This is a genomic window from Streptomyces jeddahensis (assembly GCF_001642995.1).
Classification (GTDB): Bacteria; Actinomycetota; Actinomycetes; order Streptomycetales; family Streptomycetaceae; genus Streptomyces; species Streptomyces jeddahensis.
The window spans coordinates 81,227-100,708 of the sequence record NZ_LOHS01000084.1; the positions used below are offsets into that span (position 1 = coordinate 81,227).

Annotated in this window: 16 protein-coding genes; 7 read left to right on the plus strand and 9 right to left on the minus strand. The window is 71.8% G+C overall.

Annotated features, from left to right (window positions below; translation table 11 throughout):
* The first annotated feature begins 9 nt into the window (after nucleotides 1-9).
* The 3 genes from STSP_RS17815 (at nucleotide 10) to STSP_RS17825 (ending at nucleotide 4,814) form a co-directional block, all read left to right on the plus strand.
* Entirely contained in the window at nucleotides 10-1,521 is a 1,512-nt protein-coding gene (locus tag STSP_RS17815) for an ABC transporter substrate-binding protein (protein WP_067278745.1), read from the plus strand.
* A 69-nt stretch (nucleotides 1,522-1,590) separates the two neighbouring features.
* Nucleotides 1,591-3,501, plus strand: coding sequence for an ABC transporter permease subunit (locus STSP_RS17820; protein ID WP_078067289.1), 1,911 nt, complete (start codon nucleotides 1,591-1,593; stop codon nucleotides 3,499-3,501).
* Complete coding sequence (locus STSP_RS17825) at nucleotides 3,498-4,814, plus strand: MDR family MFS transporter (protein WP_067278747.1); 1,317 nt, start codon at nucleotides 3,498-3,500, stop codon at nucleotides 4,812-4,814. Before STSP_RS17820 ends, STSP_RS17825 begins: the two co-directional genes overlap by 4 nt.
* Here the strand turns inward: STSP_RS17825 and STSP_RS39195 are convergent.
* Both STSP_RS39195 and STSP_RS17830 read right to left on the minus strand, forming a co-directional pair.
* On the minus strand, nucleotides 4,809-4,979 hold the full coding sequence (locus STSP_RS39195; protein WP_157902854.1) for a hypothetical protein: 171 nt from the start codon (nucleotides 4,977-4,979) through the stop codon (nucleotides 4,809-4,811). The two genes, STSP_RS17825 and STSP_RS39195, sit on opposite strands and share 6 nt — an antisense overlap.
* Entirely contained in the window at nucleotides 4,979-6,187 is a 1,209-nt protein-coding gene (locus tag STSP_RS17830; protein ID WP_067278750.1) for an MFS transporter, read from the minus strand. Before STSP_RS17830 ends, STSP_RS39195 begins: the two co-directional genes overlap by 1 nt.
* 172 nt (nucleotides 6,188-6,359) lie before the next feature.
* On the opposite strand from STSP_RS17830, the gene STSP_RS17835 reads away from it, so the two are divergent.
* Both STSP_RS17835 and STSP_RS17840 read left to right on the plus strand, forming a co-directional pair.
* Nucleotides 6,360-7,283 (plus strand): phytanoyl-CoA dioxygenase family protein, encoded by a 924-nt coding sequence (locus STSP_RS17835; protein WP_067278752.1) that lies wholly within the window; start codon nucleotides 6,360-6,362, stop codon nucleotides 7,281-7,283.
* Nucleotides 7,284-7,373: 90 nt separating this feature from the next.
* Nucleotides 7,374-8,369 (plus strand): acetylxylan esterase, encoded by a 996-nt coding sequence (locus tag STSP_RS17840; protein WP_067278754.1) that lies wholly within the window; start codon nucleotides 7,374-7,376, stop codon nucleotides 8,367-8,369.
* Between the two features lie 14 nt (nucleotides 8,370-8,383).
* On the opposite strand, the gene STSP_RS17845 is transcribed toward STSP_RS17840, so the two are convergent.
* From STSP_RS17845 to STSP_RS17875, 7 genes are all read right to left on the minus strand, one after another.
* Entirely contained in the window at nucleotides 8,384-9,004 is a 621-nt protein-coding gene (locus STSP_RS17845) for an L-threonylcarbamoyladenylate synthase (protein WP_067278756.1), read from the minus strand.
* Between the two features lie 130 nt (nucleotides 9,005-9,134).
* Complete coding sequence (locus STSP_RS17850) at nucleotides 9,135-11,579, minus strand: SpoIIE family protein phosphatase (RefSeq protein WP_067278759.1); 2,445 nt, start codon at nucleotides 11,577-11,579, stop codon at nucleotides 9,135-9,137.
* Between the two features lie 210 nt (nucleotides 11,580-11,789).
* Complete coding sequence (locus STSP_RS17855; RefSeq protein WP_067278761.1) at nucleotides 11,790-13,016, minus strand: amidohydrolase family protein; 1,227 nt, start codon at nucleotides 13,014-13,016, stop codon at nucleotides 11,790-11,792.
* Nucleotides 13,017-13,019: 3 nt separating this feature from the next.
* Nucleotides 13,020-14,423, minus strand: a complete 1,404-nt coding sequence (locus STSP_RS17860) for a glutamine synthetase family protein (RefSeq protein ID WP_067278762.1) — start codon at nucleotides 14,421-14,423, stop codon at nucleotides 13,020-13,022.
* Between the two features lie 164 nt (nucleotides 14,424-14,587).
* The gene (locus tag STSP_RS17865) at nucleotides 14,588-15,310 is read right to left on the minus strand and encodes an FAD:protein FMN transferase (protein ID WP_067278764.1); all 723 of its coding nucleotides are present in this window, start codon (nucleotides 15,308-15,310) and stop codon (nucleotides 14,588-14,590) included.
* 1 nt (nucleotide 15,311) lies between these two features.
* On the minus strand, nucleotides 15,312-15,770 hold the full coding sequence (locus tag STSP_RS17870) for an FMN-binding protein (RefSeq protein ID WP_067278765.1): 459 nt from the start codon (nucleotides 15,768-15,770) through the stop codon (nucleotides 15,312-15,314).
* A gap of 10 nt (nucleotides 15,771-15,780) precedes the next feature.
* Nucleotides 15,781-17,124 (minus strand): ferredoxin reductase family protein, encoded by a 1,344-nt coding sequence (locus STSP_RS17875; protein WP_067278767.1) that lies wholly within the window; start codon nucleotides 17,122-17,124, stop codon nucleotides 15,781-15,783.
* A gap of 180 nt (nucleotides 17,125-17,304) precedes the next feature.
* On the opposite strand from STSP_RS17875, the gene STSP_RS17880 reads away from it, so the two are divergent.
* Together STSP_RS17880 and STSP_RS17885 are read left to right on the plus strand one after the other, a co-directional pair.
* Nucleotides 17,305-18,012 (plus strand): response regulator transcription factor, encoded by a 708-nt coding sequence (locus STSP_RS17880; RefSeq protein WP_198547374.1) that lies wholly within the window; start codon nucleotides 17,305-17,307, stop codon nucleotides 18,010-18,012.
* A complete protein-coding gene (locus STSP_RS17885; RefSeq protein ID WP_067278769.1) occupies nucleotides 18,009-19,457 on the plus strand; it encodes a sensor histidine kinase in 1,449 nt (482 codons plus the stop codon). Before STSP_RS17880 ends, STSP_RS17885 begins: the two co-directional genes overlap by 4 nt.
* Nucleotides 19,458-19,482 lie beyond the last annotated feature (25 nt).

Here is a 19,482-nt window from a genome sequence, read left to right on the forward strand (position 1 = left end):
ACGAGGACCATGCGCTCTGTCCGACACCGGCTCCTCGCCGGTCTGCTGCTCTCGCCCCTTCTCTCCGGCTGCTTCGCCTCAGGCGGTGACGCCTCGTCAGCCGATGCCGATGCCGATGCCGGTTCCGCTGACGGCTCGCGGCTGCGCGTGGCGCTCGCCTTCCCGCCCGCCGAGGGCTTCTCCCCGTACGGCGCAGACGCCACGCTCCTCAGCCGGCTCGGCGTCACCGAGGGGCTGACCAGGCTCGACGCCAACGGCAGCGCCGCACCCGCACTCGCGGAGTCATGGAAGCGGGAGAACGACCGCAGCTGGCTGTTCACCGTGCGCGAGGCGACGTTCCAGGACGGCACCGACGTCACGCCGAGCAGCGTCGCCGCCTCCCTCGCCCATGCCACTCGGGCGAAGCCGGTGCCCGCTGCGCTGGCCGGTGTCACGCTCACCGCGAAGGCCGCGGGCGACCGGCAGGTGCGGGTCACCACCGCGGAGCCCGACCCGGTTCTTCCGCTACGGCTGTCCAGCCCCTCTCTGGCGGTGCTGTCCGCGAAGGCGTACGAGACGAAGGGCACCACCAGTCCGGTGGGCACAGCCACCGGGCCCTTCGAACTCACCGAGGTCAACGGCACCACCGCGGCCACCCTGGACCGCTTCGACGACTACTGGGGCGGCCGTGCCCAGGCCGCCGGGATCGACGCGAAGTTCATAGCCGACGGCACGGCTCGTACGAACGCGCTCCGCACCGGCGAGGCGGACATCGCCGAGGCGGTGCCCGTCTCGCAGGCCGCGTCCCTCGACGAGGGCATCGGCCGTGAGACGGCCACGACGCGCACCACGAGCCTGCTCCTCAACACCGCGTCCGGCCCGTTCGCCGACGCGAGGCTGCGGGCCGCCGCGCGCGAGGCGATCGACACCTCCGCGCTCGCCAAGGGTGTGTACGAGGGACACGCCGACCCGGGCGAAGGCATCTTCGGACCCGCACTGACCTGGGCGGACGGCAAGCGTGTCACGCCGTCCGGGCGCGCGCGGGCCACGGAACCCCGCGGCACCTCGATCACCCTCGCCACGTACGACAACCGGCCCGAACTGCCCGAAGCCGCCCAGGTGCTCAAGCAGCAGCTGGAGAAGGCGGGCTTCTCGGTGAAGCTGGAGGTCCGCGAGTACGCGCGCCTGGAGAGCGATGTGCTGGCTGGCAAGTTCGACGCGTTCGTCTCCGCCCGCAACACGATGCTCGACACGGGCGACCCCGTCTCGATCCTTGCCGGCGACTACACCTGCGACGGCGGCTACAACCTGGCACTGCTGTGCGACAAGCAGGCCGACCAGGCCGTGGCCCGGGCCGAGAGCGTCGCCGACTCCGCGAAGCGCCAGGACGCGACCATGGCGGCCGAGGCAGCGATCCTCCGCACAGACGCGGTCGTTCCACTCGTCCATCAGCGGATCATCACCGGTGTCGCGGCCGACGTTCGCGGTGTGCTGCTCGACCCGTACGAGCGCACCCTCGTCGGCACCGGAACCCGGCGGTGAGGGGCGCACAGGGCACACCCGACGACACCGAGCGGACACGACGACACCATGCGGATACGCGACGAAACCATGGGCAGACGCAAGGCGCTGGGGCTGTTCTCGCGCAGTGGCGCAGCGGTACTGATCTGGCGCATCGTCCTCGTGGCCGTCCTGGTGTGCGGCATCGGCCTGCTGCCCTGGCTGACGCGCACCGACCCGGCGCTCACGGTGCTCAAGGCCCGGTCGGCGGAACGCGACCCCACGCCTGACGTGCTGGCCGCCATCCGCGATGAACTCGGTCTCGACGCCGGGCCGCTGCGGCTGCTCGGTCAGTGGCTCGGCGGACTGCTGCACGGCGACGCGGGACGCTCGTGGATCTCCGGCGCGGAGGTGCTGCCCTCCGTCCTCCAGGCCCTCGGCGCGTCGTTGTCGCTGATGGCCGCGGCGCTTGCGGTCGCGGGCGTCACGGCCGGCGTGCTGTGCGCCCGCACCCTGCTGCTCGGTTCAGGGGGGCGGCTCGCTGGGCGCCGGCCCGGTGGGAGCGGAGCCGCTCTGCTGGCGGCGCTGCCGGAGTTCCTGATCGCATCCGTGCTCGCCACCGTGGTCGGCGTCCAGCTCGGCTGGCTGCCCGCACTCGGCTGGTACGGGCCGCAGTGGATGCTCCTGCCAGCGCTCTCGCTCGGCCTGCCCGCCGGGGCGGTGCTCGGACGCATGCTCGACGACCTGCTTCCCGGCGCCTTCGCCGAGCCCTGGGCCCTGGCCGCCGCCGCACGCGGACTGCCCGGCCGGAGCATCGCGCGCCAGGCGCTGCGCCGCTGCGTCCCCGGACTCCTGCCGAACCTCGGGCTGTTCGTCGTCGGCCTCACCGGAGGCGCGGTCGCCGTGGAGCAGATCTTCGACATCCCAGGGCTTGGGCGGGCCACCCTTCAGGCCGCCGTCGCCCAGGACCTGCCCGTCCTCCAAGCCGGCACCCTGGCCCTCCTCCTGCTCGCCGCCACCACCGCAGGACTCGCCCGCCTGGCGGCCCGTCTTCTGATCGGCCCGGCGCTGCGGGACGGCGCCCTCCACTCGCTCCACCGCCCGTCACCGCCCGGGCGCCGGGTGCAGCCTCTGCTCTACGGTGCCGCGCTGCTCGCCGTCATCGCGCTGGGACTGCCCCGCGATCCGCTGGCCCTGGACACCACCGCCCGCCTCCAACCCCCGTCCGCGACACACCCGTTCGGCACGGACGCACTGGGCCGCGACGTACTGGCCCGCATCGCCCACGGCGCCCTGGACACCCTCACACTCGCCGTCGCCATCAGCGCCGCCGCCCTGCTCACCGGCGTACTCCTGGGCTGTCTGCCCCGCTTCTCCGGGCCCCTCGTCGACACCGTCAACGCGGTCCCGCCCGTACTCGCCGCTCTCCTCGTCACCGCAGTCACGGGAAGCGGCTCCGCGACACCCGCCCTGGCCGTGGCCGCCGTCGCCTGGGCGCCACTCGCCGCGCACACCTCCGCCCTGCTGCAACAGGAGCGCGCCACCACGCACCTGCTCGCGACCCGCGGCCTCGGCGCCCGCCCGCCCCACCTGCTGCGGTACGAGCTGCTCCCCGCCGTACTGCCGCCCGTCACCCGTCACGCCCTGCTCCGGCTTCCCGGAACCGCCCTGGCCCTCGCAGCCCTTGGCTTCCTCGGCCTGGGCGCCCAGCCGCCGTCCCCCGAGTGGGGCCTGCTCCTGGCCGAGAACCAGCCGTACGCCGAACGCGCACCCTGGGCGGTCCTGGCCCCCGCCGCCGTCCTCGCCCTGCTTGGGGCCCTGGCGGTGACCGCGGCGGACGGTGTGCGGTGGCCGCGGAGGCACCGGCGGACAAGGCCGGCCCGGGAACGCCGCCCGGACATCGGCCCCCCCGGGCACGATCCCCTCCCCGAGCGAAAAGCGTCCGAGCCCGCACAGCGACACGTGGGGGCGACCCCGCAGCCCCGTCAGGAAGCCGCCACCGTACGAGAGAGCTCCCCATGACTGAAACGCCATCCCGAGCCACCACCGGCCCCAGACCGAGGACGGCCCCTCGCGGTGACGCGCACCGCGAGCGCACCTGGCGCGGCCTCTCGCCCCTGCTTCGCCTGCTGATCCTCACCCAACTCGCCTTCAACATCGGCTTCTACGCCGTCCTGCCCTTCCTGGCCGAGCACCTCGGCACCGCGATCGGGATGGCGGGCTGGCTGGTCGGCCTCGTGCTCGGCTTGCGGACCTTCAGCCAGCAGGGCCTGTTCGTGGTGGGCGGCGCGCTGACCGACCGGTACGGTGTGCGGCCGGTGGTACTCGCGGGCTGCGTGCTGCGCATTGCCGGCTTCGCCTGGCTGGGATACGCACAACAGGCCTGGGCGGTCGTCGGCGCCGTCCTGATCATCGGCTTCGCCGCCGCGCTGTTCTCACCGGCCGTGGAGTCCGAGGTCGCCCGGCAGGCCGTTCTCCGGGAGGAGTCGGGCGGCGGCTCCCGTACGCACGTACTGGCCCTGCTCACCGTCGCAGGCCAGGCCGGCGCGTTCGTCGGCCCGTTCCTCGGCGCGCTGCTCCTGTCGGTGGACTTCCGTGCCGTGTGCCTGGCAGGCGCCGGGGTGTTCGTGCTCGTTCTATTCGGTCACCTGTGGCTGCTGCCGCAGCACATTCCCGGCCGGGCGGTGGGACGGAAAGCGGCCGACCGGCCGGCGGCACTCCTGCGCAACCGCCACTTCTTGGGCCTGTGTTGTGCATATGGCGCGTACCTGCTGGCGTACAACCAGCTGTATCTCCTCCTCCCCGAGGAGGTGGAGCGCGCGGCGGGCTCACAGGCCGCGCTGGCGTGGCTGTTCGCTCTGTCGTCGCTGCTGGTCGTCACCGCCCAGTTGCCCGTCACCCGGTGGACGGCGCGCCGTCTCGACCTGCGCCGGTCCATGGCCGCCGGGATGCTGCTCGTCGCCGCCGGGTTCGCCGTCGTGGCCGTGGCCCGTCCCGCCGCGTGGACGGGAACGGCGGGGCTGCTGCCCGCGGCGGGCTTCGTCGTCCTGCTCACCCTCGGCCAGATGCTCGTCGCACCCGCCGCCCGCGCCTGGGTGCCCGACTTCGCCGAGGACGGCAGGCTCGGCCTCTACACCGGTGCGATGTCGTCCGTATCCGGCCTGATCGTGCTGGCCGGCAGCGCGGGGGCCGGATGGCTCCTCGACACCGGTCTGCCGCCGGCTGCGCCCTGGCTGGTACTGGCGGCCATCGCTGTAGCGTCGATCGGACTGCTGCCGCGCGGGAGCGGGCAGGGGCAAAGGTCCCGAGCGCCGCTGATCAAGCGCCGGTCATGAGCTGCCGGCCCTTCCTGCCGTCCTCGAGCGCACGAGGCTGCGCACGCGGCCGGCCAGGACGGCCGACGGCGGCAGGGCGACCAGGACGGCGAAGACGGTCCCGGCCGTCGACAGGCCGCACAGCGGGACGAGGGCACCGACTCCGACGGCCGGGACGGCGAGCATCACATAAAGGATCGCGAAGAACGTCGAGAACGCTTCCCCGCGCCGCTCGGGGGGCACGCCGGTGGCGATGGCGGTGACTCCGCGCCGACCGCGGTTCCGGTGGCCAGGCCGGTGAGGACGGCTGCGGCGAGCAACGGGACGAGGAGCGTGGCGAGCAGGGCGGCTGCGAGGAGCGCTGGCGCGGCGACCAGACCGGTGCACGCCCACGGGAGTGCGCTCCGTGGGCTGAGAACGCGGACCAGGAGCTGACCTGATCCGGTACCGAGGAAGGCGAGGGCGACCACGAGGCCGGCGACGGTGTGGTTGCGCACGTGCAGCTCCGCCGTGAGGAACAGACCGGTCATGGACGCCAGCACACCGAGGACCGCGAAGCCGGAGCCCGCGGCGAGGGCGGAGCGTACGAAGGCTCCGCGGATCTCTTCGGGGATCCGTAGGCGCTGAAAGGTCTGGAAGGACCGGAAGGTCTGGGAGGTGGCGAGGGCTGCGCTGCCGCGCTGGAGGGCTAGGGGTGCGCCGGGGCGCCGGCGAGCGAGGGGTGCGCCGACGCGCTGGAGGGTGACGGTGGCCGGGACGCGACGGCCGGTCACGGTCGCGCGGACGGTGCGGGTGACGGTTTCCGGCACGGCGGCGAGGCCGGTCAGCGCGACGATGACGAGGATGCCCTGCGCGACCCACGGCAGGCGCAGCGGCGCGGGCGCCCACTGGGCGCAGAAGCCGCCGAGCAGGGTGCCGCAGGCGAGTCCGCCCATGTTCGCGGCGAGGGCGAGGATGCCCGCGCGAGCGCGGCGGCCGGCAGGCGCGAGCTCGGTGAGACCGGCGGTCGCCGCTCCGGTGATCAGGGCGGCGGACAGTCCCGAAAGGACGCGGCCCACCAGAAGCAGCGTCAGATCGTGCGCCAGGAAGAACGCCACGGCGGCGGCGAGCGAGACCAGCAGCGCGGCCGCCTGAACCGGGCGGCGGCCGACCTGGTCGGAGAGCCTGCCGAACGCGAGCAGCCCGACGACGACTCCGCACGCGTAGAGAGCGAAGGCGACCGTGACCATCAGCGGGGAGAGGCCGAAGGCGCGTTCGTAGAGCGGGTAGAGCGGCGTCGGCACGGTCGTGCCGACCATGGTGCTCCAGAAGCCGAACGCCACGGCCGCGGTGGCGAGGCCCCTTCGGCCACCCGGGTCCGGGACGGGAGGGGCGGCGGAACCGGCGGTGGTCATGGGGACTCATTGTCACGTGTGGTCGCTGCTAGTCGCCTGTGGTCCCTGCATCCGCGTGAACCGTCGGACCACGCGGAGCGGCGGGCCGCTCGAGCGGAAGCGCCGAACCGATACTGACGGCCCCAAGCACCCGTGCTCACCTCACGCCACCAGGACCGAAGGAAGCACAGCCATGGCGGTTTTCTCCCTGACACCCGCGGAACAAGCGCTGCTGCCGTCGCCCGAAGAGGTCCGTTTCTACCGGGACCATGGCTGGTACCTGTCCAAACGACTGTTCTCGGACGAGGAGATCGAAGAGGTGTCGCGGAGCAACGAGCGGTTCTACGAGGGCCACCGGGACCGCACCCTGCCGAAGAAGCCACCCCGGGAGGAGTACTGGGAGCCCGAGCACGGAGACGTGCTCCGCCACAACGACTACATCTGCTACGAGAACCTGACGGTGCGGCGGATCCTGTGCAAGCCCCTGATCGCGGCCGTGGCCGGGCGCCTGATGGGCACCGAACAGGTGCGGCTGTGGACCAGCACCCTCATCTACAAGCCGCCGCAGCCGGAGGAGCCCACCAACGTCGTCCCCTGGCACACTGATCGCCACCACTGGCAGATGTGCACCTCCGACAAGCTGCTGACCGCCTTCATTCCGCTGCACGACTGCGATGAGGACTCCGGCACGCTGAGCGTGATCGACTCCAGCCACACCTGGGAAGACGTCGACCTACCCGACAGCAGCGCCCTCCACTTCGCTCAGCGCGACGCCGACGAACTGGACGATCTCCTCGAAGCCACAGCGACCCGCAACGGCTCGCGTGCCCGCGCCGTCCCGCTCGCCATCGAGAAGGGACAGGTGAGCTTCCACCACTGCCGCACGTACCACGGCAGCGGCCCCAATGTCAGCGGCCGTCCCCGCCGGGTGGTGACGATCCGCTTCCAGGACCAGTCCAACAGGTGGCGCCCCTTCCGCCTGTCCGACGGCAGCCTGGCCACCCACAACATCGACGAGCTGGTGCGCCGCACGCCCGAAGGCCATCCCGACTACGCGGACCCGGACTTCTGCCCGGTGCTGTACGAGGACACACCGCGAACGAGGAGATCCCCGTGAACAACGACGACATCCCCGTGAACGACGAGGACATCCCCGTGAGCGAGGAGAACGCCGTGAACGAGGACAGGCCGTGAACGGGGACCGACCGTGGCGCTGATCGATCTGCCCGTCGAGGAACTCACGAGGTACCGGCCCGAGCGGGACGAACCGGAGGACTTCGACCGGTTCTGGGAAGACACGCTGGCCCGGGCCTCGGCGGCCCCCGTCGATGCGGTGTTCTCCCCGCACCCGACGCGGCTCCGGCTCATCGACGTCTACGACGTCTCCTTCACCGGCTGGGGCGGACAGCGCATCGCCGCATGGCTGCTCCTGCCCGCGAACGCGACCGGCCCTCTGTCGTGCGTCGTCGAATACGTCGGCTACAACGCAGGTCGCGGATTCCCCCACGAATGGCTCCTGTGGGCCACCGCCGGATACGCCCACTTCGTCATGGACAACCGCGGTCAGGGAGCCGGGTGGCGGACCGGAGACACGGCCGACAACGCCGAGGGCAGCGGGCCGGCCCACCCCGGTTTCATGACGCGGGGCATCCTCGACCCGAACGACTACTACTACCGTCGGCTGTACGTCGACGCCGTCCGCGCAGTCGACGCCGCCCGGTCCGCACCCGGAGTCGATGCATCCCGGGTGATCGTCGCCGGGAGCAGCCAGGGCGGAGGACTCGCCCTCGTCGCCGCCGGACTCGTCCCCGACGTCACGGCCGTCCTGGCCGACGTGCCGTTCCTCTGCCACTTCACCCGCGGCACGATGATCACGGACGAGCTGCCGTTCCGCGAGATCGCCGCGTACTGCCGAGCGCATCGGGACAAGGTCGCGCAGGTGTTCCGCACCCTCTCCTACTTCGACTGCGTCAACTTCGCAGCCCGCGCCTACGCCCCGAGCCTGTTCTCCGTCGGGCTGATGGACCAGATCACACCGCCGTCCACCGTGTATGCCGCGCACAACCACTACGCGGGCAGCAAGGAGATCCACGTCTACCGCTACAACGACCACGAAGGCGGCGGACCGCACCACCAGGAGGTCCAACTCGCCTTCGTAGAAGGAGTGTTGGAGGCAACCGCACCGTTGGGCGGCAGGCTGTAGGCGCGGCCCCAGGGCTACTCGAACGGTGTGGGGTCGCCCGCTCCCCGGCGGACGACTTCGGGTTCCCCGCTGGAGAAGTCGACGACGGTCGTGGGTTCGGTGCCGCAGTCACCCGAGTCGATGACCGCGTCCACCACGTGGTCGAGTTCCTCCTTGATCTCCCAGCCCTGGGTGAGCGGCTCGTCCTGACCGGGCAGCAGCAGGGTGCTGGACAGCAGCGGCTCACCGAGCTCGGCGAGGAGCGCCTGAGCGACGACGTGGTCGGGAATCCTGACTCCGACGGTCTTCTTCTTCGGGTGCAGCAGCCTGCGCGGTGCCTCCTTCGTCGCGGGGAGGATGAAGGTGTAGCTGCCCGGGGTGAACGCCTTGATCTCGCGGAACACGGCGTTGTCGAGGCGTACGAACTGGCCGAGCTGCGCGAAGTCCTGGCACATCAGGGTGAAGTGGTGCCGTTCGTCGAGGTCGCGGATCGAACGGATCCGGTCGAGTCCGTCCCGGTTGCCCAGCTGGCAGCCGAGCGCGAAACAGGAGTCCGTCGGGTAGACGACGAGACCTCCCGTGCGGATGATCTCGGTCACCTGACCGATGGTCCGTCGCTGTGGATTCTCCGGATGCACGTCGAAGTACTTCGCCATGGCCCCGAGCTTAGGTCCGCAGGGTGGCGTCCACGGCTTCATCCAGCTCTTTGCGGGCGTGTGCCGCGGGATCGACGTCATGTCAGGGGCGCCGTGTCAGGGCGTCACGGCACAGCGTCAGGCGAGGGCGTCACGTCAGAGTCTGTTCCGCCCAGATCGTCTTGCCCTTGGCGGCGTGGCGCGTGCCCCAGTGCCGGCTCAGCTGCGCGACAAGGAGCAGTCCGCGACCGCCCTCGTCGTAGATGCGGGCGCGGCGCATGTGGGGGGCCGTGCTGCTGGCGTCCGTGACCTCGCAGATCAGGTTCCTGTCGTGGATGAGACGCAGCTGGATGGGCGGCTCGGCGTGCCGGATGGCGTTGGTGACCAGCTCGCTGACGATCAGTTCGGTGACGAAGACGGCGTCGCCCAGGCCCCAGGCCTCCAGCTGTGCCACGGCGTCCTTGCGTGCCTGGGCGACGGCGGCGGGATCGGCGGCCACGTCCCAGGTGGCGACGTGGTCCTCCTTCAGCGCCCGGGTACGGGCGACGAGCAGGGCCGCGTCGTCGACCGGCCGCTGCGGCAGCACGGCGGCGAGAACCGTGTCGCACAGCGCGTCCAGCGAGCCCGCGGGACGGGCGAGGACCTGGCGCAGCCGGGACATGCCGGCGTCGATGTCGCTCTCCCGCGACGCGAGCAGACCGTCGGTGTAGAGGACGAGCAGGCTGCCCTCCGGCAGGTCCACCTCGACCGCCTCGAAGGGGAGTCCGCCCAGGCCCAGCGGGGGTCCCGCCGGAAGGTCGAGCAGCTCCACGGTGCCGTCCGGGCTCACCACGGCCGGCGGCGGATGCCCGGCCCTGGAGAGCGTGCAGCGGCGGGAGACCGGGTCGTACACGGCGTACAGACAGGTCGCTCCGACCTCTCCGCTCTCCGCCTCCCGGGCGGGCCGCTCCATGCCCCCCACCTCGGTGGACAGCCGGGCGACCAGGTCATCGAGGTGGGTGAGCAGCTCGTCCGGGAGCAGATCGATGTCGGCGAGGGTGCGTACTGCGGTACGCAGCCGTCCCATGGTCGCGGAGGCGTGGATGCCGTGGCCCACGACATCGCCCACGACCAGCGCCACCCTGGCGCCGGACAGGGGGATCACGTCGAACCAGTCGCCGCCGACGCCGGCCTGTGCGCCGGCCGGAAGGTAGCGCGACGCGACCTCCACAGCGGCCTGCTCGGGCAGCCGCTGCGGCAGCAGGCTGCGCTGCAGGGTCACCGCGGTGCTCCGCTCACGGGTGTAGCGACGGGCGTTGTCGATGCTGAGCGCCGCCCTGGCCGCCAGCTCCTCGGCCAGTACCAGATCGTCCTCCCCGAACGGGTCGGGGTGCCGTTGCCGGTAGCGGGAGAGGACGGCGACGCCCAGGGTGGTTCCGCGGGCCGACAGCGGCACGGTCATCACCGAGTGGATGCCGAAGTCGCGGACACGGGCGGCCCGGACCGGGTCCCGGGCGAGCCATGCGGCGATCGCCGGCTCGCTCACCTGGTGCAGCAGGGCACGTCCCTGCCGCAGGCTCGCGGCCGGCGGGGTGTCCTCCGGATATTCGTCCAACCCGCCGAGAGCGACGACCGCTTCGGGGACTCCCGGGTGCACGGACTGGTGGGCGACGCGCCGCAGCGCGAGGGGGCCGCTCGCCGTCACCGCTCCCGGCTGCGGCTCGTGCACGTCGTCGAGGCAGGCCAGCAGGTCGACGCTGATGAAGTCGGCGAGTTCCGGCACCGCCACGTCCGCGAGCTCCTGCGCCGTCCGCATCACATCGAGGGTGCTGCCGATGCGCTTGCCCGCCTCGGCTATCACCTGGAGCCGTTTGCGGGCCCAGTACTGCTCGGTCATGTCGTGCGCGGAGAGACACACACCGTGGAGCCGGCCCTCCCCATCCCACAGCGGCGCCAGGAAGACCGACCAGGCGTGCTCCCGGGTCTCACCGGCGGCGCGCAGATAGTTCTCGCGGTAGCGCGGCTCCCCGGTCGCCAGCACCTGCAGCATGTCCTGTTCCGCCAGCTCACCCGCCTCGTTGTCCACGATCTCCGGCACGCGCAGCCCTCGCATCTCATCCTCGGTGAGGGCCACGCTCCGTTCCATGGCCTCGTTGGCCCGCCGCAGCCGGAGCCTCGAGTCGTACAGCGCCATCGCGCAGCAGGGGGACTGCGCGAAGCTCCAGCCCACCAGGGTGTCGTCGTCCGGCTGGGACAGCCGCCCGGTCACCGCGGAGAGCAGCAGCCATTCACCGCTCGCGTGCTCCGGCGACCTGTGGTGTGCCAGCACCCCGGCCTCCACCCGATGGCCGTCCCGGTGCCTCAGTGCGAGCCTGCCGTGCCACCTCGGCAGCTGGGCGAGCGGCGGCAGGTCCCGCGCCGTGGTCTCATCGGCGAGGAGGGAAACCGCCGGACGTCCCACGATCTGCGCGGCCGAGTACCCGAGCAGCGCCTCGGCGCCGACGCTCCAGCCGGTCACGGTTGCCTGTTCGTCGACGGTGGCGCGGGCGGTGAGGGCCTCGTCGACCACGTCTCCGAGAGGACCTGTTCCCTGGTCGGAGGCGATGCGCCGGTCCATGGCCGCTCATCTCGCTCTCGTCGGGATCTTCGCCCCTGAGCCGGTGAGTTCGTCACCCCTCAGGCCGGTGAGATCGTCACCCCTCAGGGCACCGCACGTGACACCCGGACGCCGCCGCGCGCCCTGGAACGCACTGCATATACCTCTATTACGTATTATCGCCGTGCACCGACTGTGGCGGCTAACAAGTGGTGTCCGCCGCTGAGACGCTCATGCGCGGTCGCTGCCCGGGGTGGGGTGACGTTCCGGGAATCCGTAGACGCGGAAGGCGTTGTCGCGCCCCGTCCACGCCGCGATCCGCAACGCGTCGGCGAGGCACAGATCGTCGCTGCCCACCCGGTCCTGGAGCAGTGCGGCCAGACCCTGCCGGAACGCCACCGCGCCGAGCTGGTAGAACTCCGCAACGCCGTATGCGTCGGAGCTGTAGAGCAGCTTGCGGAACGGGGTGATCTCGAGCGCCTCCTCCAGGATCGCCCGGGCGCGGGCCGGGCCGACGTAGTGCAGAGTGAGACCGACGTCGAGGTACACCTGCTCGAAGACCGTCGCCAGGTAGGCGGCCTGGCGCTGGTAGGGCCAGCAGTGCAGCAGCAGCACCGGGACGGTGCCGGAGATCAGGTGCAGCCAGTCGGTGAGGTGGGTGGGGTCCACCCGGTGCATCCGGATGTCGTTGTCCCCGAATCCGGTGTGGAGTTGGAGCGGCAGCCCGAGGTCCACGGCCGTCCAGAGCAGGTGCCGCACCAGGACGGGATCGTCCAGCCGGTGCGCGACCGGCGCCTCGGGCCGGTGCGTGCGCACGGCGGCCTCGTGGGTGCGCAGCCAGCGCCGGGCCGCTTCGGTGACGTCCGCGTCCGAAGGCCGGCTCGGGTCCAGGTCGAATCCGGTGCGGTAGGCGGCCACGGACTTCACCCCCACCGTGCCCGGCCGCTCGACGGCCGCCTGTGCGGCCGCGCGGAATACCGCGGCGTACTCGCCCGGCTCCACTCCCTCGTCCGCCACGGACTCGGCGACGCTTTCCAGGCGTACGACCTCGTACGCGGCGGCCGCACCGACGACGCAGTCGGCCAGCTCCGCCGGTGTCGTGAGGCGGTCCGGGGCGTACCCGGTGTCGACGCAGAACACATCGGTTCCCGCGGCGGAGACGAACCTCCGGTTCACCTCGCGCCAGCCGAGCTCGGCCCGCCGTGCCAGGTACTCCGCGGCGGGAGCGTGCCGTGGCAGGTCCAGCACGGGCGCGCAGTACCGGCGGACGGCTACGCCCACGGGACTGTCGAACGACGTGATCCCGCTGCCGGGCCACGCCTCACCCTCGGTGATCAGCGACTCGAACCTCTCCGGGCTCGGATCGGCGGTGACGACGCCGTGGCAGTGGTGATCCACGAGCCGAAGACCGGCGAGGAACTCCTGGACCGGCCCCGTTCCGGGTGGTGGGGTGCTCACGGGTCAGTACTTCCACCGGTACGCCGCTGCCACGAGCTCGTCGTCCAGCCCGGCCACGGCCGCGATCTCCCCGAGACGCACGGCGATCACCGCGTCGGCCAGGACCGGTCCGAGCGCGGCGCGGAGCAGCTCATCCTTGCGGAACTCCTCCACGGCCTCCTCCAGCGACGTCGGCAGGCGCCGCACACCTCGGGCCGCCGCCTCTTCGGCGCCGAACCGAGCGGGATCCCCCGTGATCTCCTCGGGCAGCACGGCGGACGACTCCAGACCGTCGAGCCCGCCGGCGATGAGGCAGCCGAGCGCCAGATACGGGTTCGCGGCCAGGTCGACCGGTTTCACCTCGAGGTTCGCCGCCTGGTCGCGCCATCCCGCCGTACCGGTGATGACGCGGACCGCGGACTCGCGTGTCTCGCGGCCCCAGGCCGTGAAGACGCCCGCCCACTGCGAGGGCTTGAGCCGCAGATAGCTCGCCGGGCTCGGGGCGGTCACGGCCGTGAGAGCCGGCAGGTGTGCGAGCACGCCGGCGGCGAACGACTCGGCCCAGGCCGTCATGCCGTACCGCCGATCACCACCCGAGTGCAGGTTCACCCCGTCGCGCCAGGCCGAGAGGTGCACATGGCCGCCGTTGCCGACACCTTCGGCGAAGACAGCGGGGGAGAAGGAGACCTTGAGCCCGTGGCGCTGCGACACCGCCCGGATCGTCTGCCGCACCAGCACGCTCCGGTCGGCCGCCGCCACCGGGTCGAGCGAGCCCACCGAGATCTCGAACTGGCCTGCCGCGTACTCGGGATGGATCTGGTCGACATCCACGCCCTGGGCCGCGAACGCAGCCATCAACTCGGCCGTGTAGTCGCTCAGTTCGACCTGCCGGGTGGCACTGTAGGCCGGACCTGAGGTCGCGGGGACGAACGCGTCACCGGCCGCCGAACCCTGCCCGATCGCCCACTCGACCTCGATTCCCGCCTTGAACGTGATGCCGTGCTGCCGGGCCGCGTCCGCGACGATCCGGCGCAGGAACGTGCGGCTGCACCCCGGGTGCCGTTCGCCTTCCTGCGTGATCCGGTCCACCGGGGCCCACGCCCAGCCGGGTTGCCCGGCCAGCACCACCACCTGGTCGAGATCGGGGTAGAGCCGAAGATCACCGTCCGGCGAGCCCAGCACGTCGGTGGAGACGATGGAGTCGTTCGCCAGGAAGGTGTCGAACACCGGCGACATACCGACGCCCCACGCGGCCGCGGAGGCGAGCCGGCCCGTCGGCACGGTCTTCACCCGGCCGATGCCCGCGGTGTCGACATAGGCCAGCACGATGCCGTGCACACCCCGCCCGGACAGCTCCGCGCTCAGCGCGGTGGCCCGCTCGACGTCACCGGGTCGCCCGCCGGGGACCGGGTCGGCAAGGGTGGTCATGCGTCCTCCTGGGCGGGGTTGGCAGTACGGCGGCAGACCGGGCGGGCCGTTCTGTCGTTACGTAATGGCTGTACCCCGGCAGGCACGCCTAAGCGTGGCGTGACGCGCGCGGCCCCCGCGTGCCGGGGGTGTGACTACCTGCGGCGCCGCGCGCGTGCGAGCGATCAGGTGGCGACCGGTAGCCCCGGGGTGCGGACGACGCGGTGCTCGGCGTCGACGGCGAACACCTCGCAGCCCTCCCGCGCGGCGGCCCACTCGATGCCCTCCGCGCCCATGGCGAAAGCCGCCGTCGCGGTCGCGTCTGCCTCGGTCAGCGACCGCGCCACCACGGTCACGCTCAGGAGCCCGGTCGCCGGACGGCCGGTACGCCCGTCGACGATGTGGTCACCCCGTTCGTACCGGGCGGAGGTCGCCACCGCGCCGTCGGTGATCTCCAGGACCGTGCACAGCCGGTCCGCCCGCTCCGGGTGCCGCACACCCACCCGCCATGGACCGCCGGCCGTGACGACGTCACCGCCCGCGTTGAGGCAGAACCGTGTCGCCCCGGAGGCCGCCAGCAGCTCCGCCGCCCGCTGAACCGACCAGCCCTTGACCACCGCGCAGGGGTCGAGGCCCCGGCCGGGCAGCCGCGCGTCGAAAGCACCGCCGGTCGCGACCCGGTACTCCTCGCAGAGGCCGAGGACCTCCACCAGATCCGCGCTGAGGCCGTCGGCCGCCAGCTCGCCCCGGTCCAGCCGGGACACCTCGCTGTCGGGCTTGAAGGGACTGAACCGCGCGTCGACCTCGCGCAGCCACGCGAACAGCCCGTCCGCCGCCGCCTCGGGGACGTCCTCGTCGTCGATCCGCAGCGACACCGGGAATCCCATGACGTGCTCGACGCGCCGCACGTCAGGCGCCCTTCGCGTCGATGGCGGCCTGCAGCGACTGGATGTATCCCTCACTGGTGATCGTGGCGCCGGACACCGTGTCGATGTCGGCGCTCTGTGCCTGCAGCGTCTCCTCGATCAGCTTCGGCACGGCGGCCGTGGTCTGCGGATGGTTCGGCTGCTGGAGCATCCGCACGTAACTGATCTTGTCGCCTTCGAAGGTCACCTCCACCTGTACGGCGCCCTTCGACGTGTTGACGGTGCTGCCCTTGACGACCTGCGAGGCGGCGGCCGACGCGGACGACGACGAAGAGGCGGACGGCGAGGCCGAGGACGACGACGGAGACGACGACGTGGTCGACGAGGGCGTCGGGGCGATCTCGGCGGCCTCGGTGGTCGTCGTGCCGGTGGACGGTGCGTAGCGCCACACCGGGATCAGGCCCGCGATGGTCAGGACGAAGACCGGCAGTGCTCGTTTCACGGTGTCCCCCTCATCCCGCCAGGCTGAAGCGCTCGAAGTGGATCTGCTGCTTGGGCACGCCCAGCTCGCGCAGGTTGCGCAGCACCGCGCTGGTCATCCCGGGCGGCCCGCACACGAAGACGTCGCGGTCGCACACGTCCGGCACGAGGTGTGCGACGGCCTCCGGCGCCAGCTTGTCGGGCGTGGCCGGTCCGGTGACGAGGTGCAGTTCGGCGCCCTTGGCGGAGGCGAGTTCGAGCAGTTCGCCGTAGAGCACCGCGTCGCGGTCGGAGGCCACCCGGTAGATGAGCACCGTGTGGCCGTGCAGCTCCTCCAGCAGGGCCCGTATCGGGGTGATGCCGACGCCGCCGGCGATGAGCAGGGTGTCGGGGCGGGTGCGGTGCAGGGTGGTGAACGCGCCGTACGGGCCCTCGGCGAAGACGCGCGTACCCACCGGGATGTGCCGCAGGGCCGCGGTGCCGTCTCCGGCTGTCTTCGCGGTCAGCCGCAGCGACCTGCCGTCCGGCGCGGCCGACAGCGAGAACGGGTTGGCCTGCCACCACCGGTCCCTGGTCAGGAACCGCCACAGGAAGAACTGGCCCGCTCGCGCGGGCAGTCGGTCGAGGTCGCGGCCCGTCATGTAGATCGACACGACGTTGTCGGACTCGGGTACGACGGCCGAGACCCGCAGCTGGTGCCGCAGGTTCCGCCACAGCGGCAGCGCCAGGCGTCCCACGAACACCGAGCCCAGCGCCACCCCCCACAGGGTCCACCAGTACGCGGTGGCGGCGGGCGACGTGGTGAAGGTCGTGCCCACCGTGACCTGGTGCGTGAACGCCAGCAGCACCGCGAGATAGGTGTAGAGATGGATGAAGTGCCACGTCTCGTACGCCAGTCGGCGCCGGGCGAAGCGCGCCGAGACCGCGCCGACCAGCATGATCAGCACCAGCGCGACGATCGCCCGCAGCACGCCCTCGATGGTCGTGGCCAGCTCCACGAACTCGTCCACCGGGCCCAGCGAGGAGAACTGCGCGTAGCCGAGGGTGATGAACACCGCGTGTGCCACCAGCGTCCACAGCAGACCGAATCCGACCCGGCGGTGCCAGGACGTCAGCCGGTCCATGCCGATGCGGCGGTCGAGCCACGGCAGCCTGGCGACGAGCAGCAACTGGAAGGCCATCAGGAGCGCGCCGTACAGCCCCGCCAGCCGTCCCAGCACGATGAGGGCGTTCGAGCCGGCGAACCCGGCCTGGACGAAGAACACGGCCACGGCGACCGCGTTGGCGGCCAGCACGACGTACAGGCCGGTGCGGGCCACCACCCTGGGGCGTAGCCCCGTGGGCGGCGCCGAAGGAGGCGATTGGACGGTCGTCACGGTCGGCAACTCCTTGATCTGGTCCTGGACCCGAACTGGATCGGGTCCCGGGCACCGGGCTTGATCGGGTCCTGGACACCGAGCTTCGCCGCCGTGAGCTGTCTTTTCCCTGTCGTCCGACTTTCAAGTACGTATCGATGTGGAAGCGGCAGGGCAGCCGGGTCTGGCGTCGGGAGCCGCATGAAGCACTATGAGCGGGTGGAAAAAGTACGACTCCTCGTCGTGGACGACGACCCGCCCATCGCCGACCTCGTCGCCACGGTCGCCCGCTACGAGGGCTGGGACGCGGTCACCGCCTACCGCGGTGAGGAGGCGCTGCGCCTGGCCGCCGAGTTCCGGCCGGACATCGTGGTGCTCGACCTGATGCTCCCCGACATCGACGGGTTCGGCGTCCTCGACCGGCTGCGCCGGTCCGGGACGATGGTGCCCGTCGTGTTCCTCACCGCGCGCGACGGCGTCGCCGACCGGGTCGCAGGGCTGACGCGGGGCGGCGACGACTACCTGATCAAGCCGTTCGCGGTGGAGGAGCTGATGGCCCGGCTGCGGACCGTGCTGCGGCGCAGCACCGGCCCCGGGTTCCAGCGGTCCGTGCTGAAGGTGGCCGACCTGACCATGGACGAGGACACCCGCGAGGTGCGCCGCGGCGACCGGCTGCTCACGCTCACCCCGACCGAGTACGAGGTGCTCCGCTACCTGATGCGCAAGTCGCCGACCGTGCTGACCAAGGCGCAGATCCTCGACCACGTCTGGGAGTACGGCTTCGGTGGCCGCTCCAACGTCGTGGAGCTGGTCGTCAGCCGGCTGCGCCGCAAGCTCGACGACAGCGGCCCGCCGCTGATCCACACCGTCCGGGGATTCGGGTACGTGATACGGCAGGCGGCGGAGTGATCAGGCGCCTGCGGGGGATCTACGGCACGCTGCGCCTGGGCACCAGGCTGGCCCTGGGCCTGGGCGTGCTGGCGCTGGTGGTGTTCGCCGTCGTCGGCACGGCCCTGACGACGTACATGCGGGACTATCTGTCGAACCAGCTCGACCAGCAGCTGGCACAGGCCCAGATCGCCCAGTCCAAGAGCATCGCGGACTACGGCACGCTCTCCGGCAAGAAGTACTACAGCTGGTTCTACGCCGTGTACGACGTGTCGGACGGCACGCCCGAGCTCCGCAGACCGGAGGACCCTGCCGACCTGCCGCAGGACGTCGACGACTTCACCGCCGTGGCCCGGGCGCAGACCATCGAGGACACCGAGGTCCTGCGCACCGGGCACCTCAAGGACGTGGGCCTGTACCGGCTCCGCGCCTGCGAGGTCGAGCCCGGGGTGGTCCTGGTCAGCGCCGCGCCCATGGAGGACATCGAGGACACCGTCGGTCAGCTGATCACGATCCAGGTCGTCACCTTCGTGCTCGCGCTGCTGGCCCTCGTGGTGTTCGGGCGGGCGATGCTGCGGCGCGGCCTGAAGCCGCTGAGCGACATGGCACACACCGCCCGCGGGATCACCTCGCACGATCTGACGGACTCGGCGCGGCTGCCGGTGCGGCACGACGGTCGCAGCGGCGGGCCCGAGGTCGAGGAGCTGCGCACCGCGTTCAACACCATGCTGGAGCACATCGACGACTCCCTCGCCGTGCGGGCGGAGGCGGAGCAGCGGCTGCGCCGTTTCGTGGCGGACGCCTCGCACGAACTCCGTACGCCCCTGATGTCGGTGCGCGGCTATGCGGACCTGTTCCAGTACGCGGCCGCCAACGCCCCCGCGGAGCGGGACAAGCACCTGGCGCGGCTGCGCGCCGAGGCGGCCCGGATGGGCTTCCTCCTGGACGACCTGCTGCTGCTCGCCCGCCTGGACGCCGCGGAGGTGGAGACACCGCTGCGGCTCGAGGACACCGACCTGGTGGAGCTGGTGCGCCAGGCGGCGGACGCGTTCCGCGCGGGCCGGCCGGACCAACCGCTGTCCGTGGCGGCCGGTCCGGAACCGGTGCGGCTGCGTCTCGACCCCCTGCGTGTCCGGCAGGTGCTGGACAATCTGCTCACCAACGCCGCCGTGCACACCCCGGCCGACACCAAGGTGTCCCTGGAGATGTCGGTCGCGGCCGGCGAGGCGGTCGTACGGGTCGCCGACTCCGGACCGGGCATCCCGGCAGCCGACCAGGAGCGGGTCTTCGACCGCTTCTACCGCGTCGACAAGGCCCGCAGCCGGGACCGCGGCGGCAGCGGTCTCGGCCTGTCGGTCGCGCGGTCACTGGTGCAGGCGCACGGCGGCACCATCGAATTGACCAGCCGGCCCGGTTCCACGGCCTTCACCATCAGGCTTCCTCTCGCCCGGAGGGAGAGGGACTGAGAGCCGATCCGCGGTAGGGACCGAG

Excerpts from the sequence above, each read along its gene's own strand:
- STSP_RS17815 (WP_067278745.1), top strand. The coding sequence starts at position 10 with ATGCGCTCTGTCCGACACCGGCTCCTCGCCGGTCTGCTGCTCTCGCCC.
- STSP_RS17860 (WP_067278762.1), bottom strand. The coding sequence starts at position 14,423 with ATGACCACCCTTGCCGACCCGGTCCCCGGCGGGCGACCCGGTGACGTC.
- STSP_RS17820 (WP_078067289.1), top strand. The coding sequence starts at position 1,591 with ATGGGCAGACGCAAGGCGCTGGGGCTGTTCTCGCGCAGTGGCGCAGCG.
- STSP_RS17835 (WP_067278752.1), top strand. The coding sequence starts at position 6,360 with ATGGCGGTTTTCTCCCTGACACCCGCGGAACAAGCGCTGCTGCCGTCG.
- STSP_RS17850 (WP_067278759.1), bottom strand. The coding sequence starts at position 11,579 with ATGGACCGGCGCATCGCCTCCGACCAGGGAACAGGTCCTCTCGGAGAC.
- STSP_RS17845 (WP_067278756.1), bottom strand. The coding sequence starts at position 9,004 with ATGGCGAAGTACTTCGACGTGCATCCGGAGAATCCACAGCGACGGACC.
- STSP_RS17880 (WP_198547374.1), top strand. The coding sequence starts at position 17,305 with ATGAAGCACTATGAGCGGGTGGAAAAAGTACGACTCCTCGTCGTGGAC.
- STSP_RS17825 (WP_067278747.1), top strand. The coding sequence starts at position 3,498 with ATGACTGAAACGCCATCCCGAGCCACCACCGGCCCCAGACCGAGGACG.
- STSP_RS39195 (WP_157902854.1), bottom strand. The coding sequence starts at position 4,979 with ATGCTCGCCGTCCCGGCCGTCGGAGTCGGTGCCCTCGTCCCGCTGTGC.
- STSP_RS17830 (WP_067278750.1), bottom strand. The coding sequence starts at position 6,187 with ATGACCACCGCCGGTTCCGCCGCCCCTCCCGTCCCGGACCCGGGTGGC.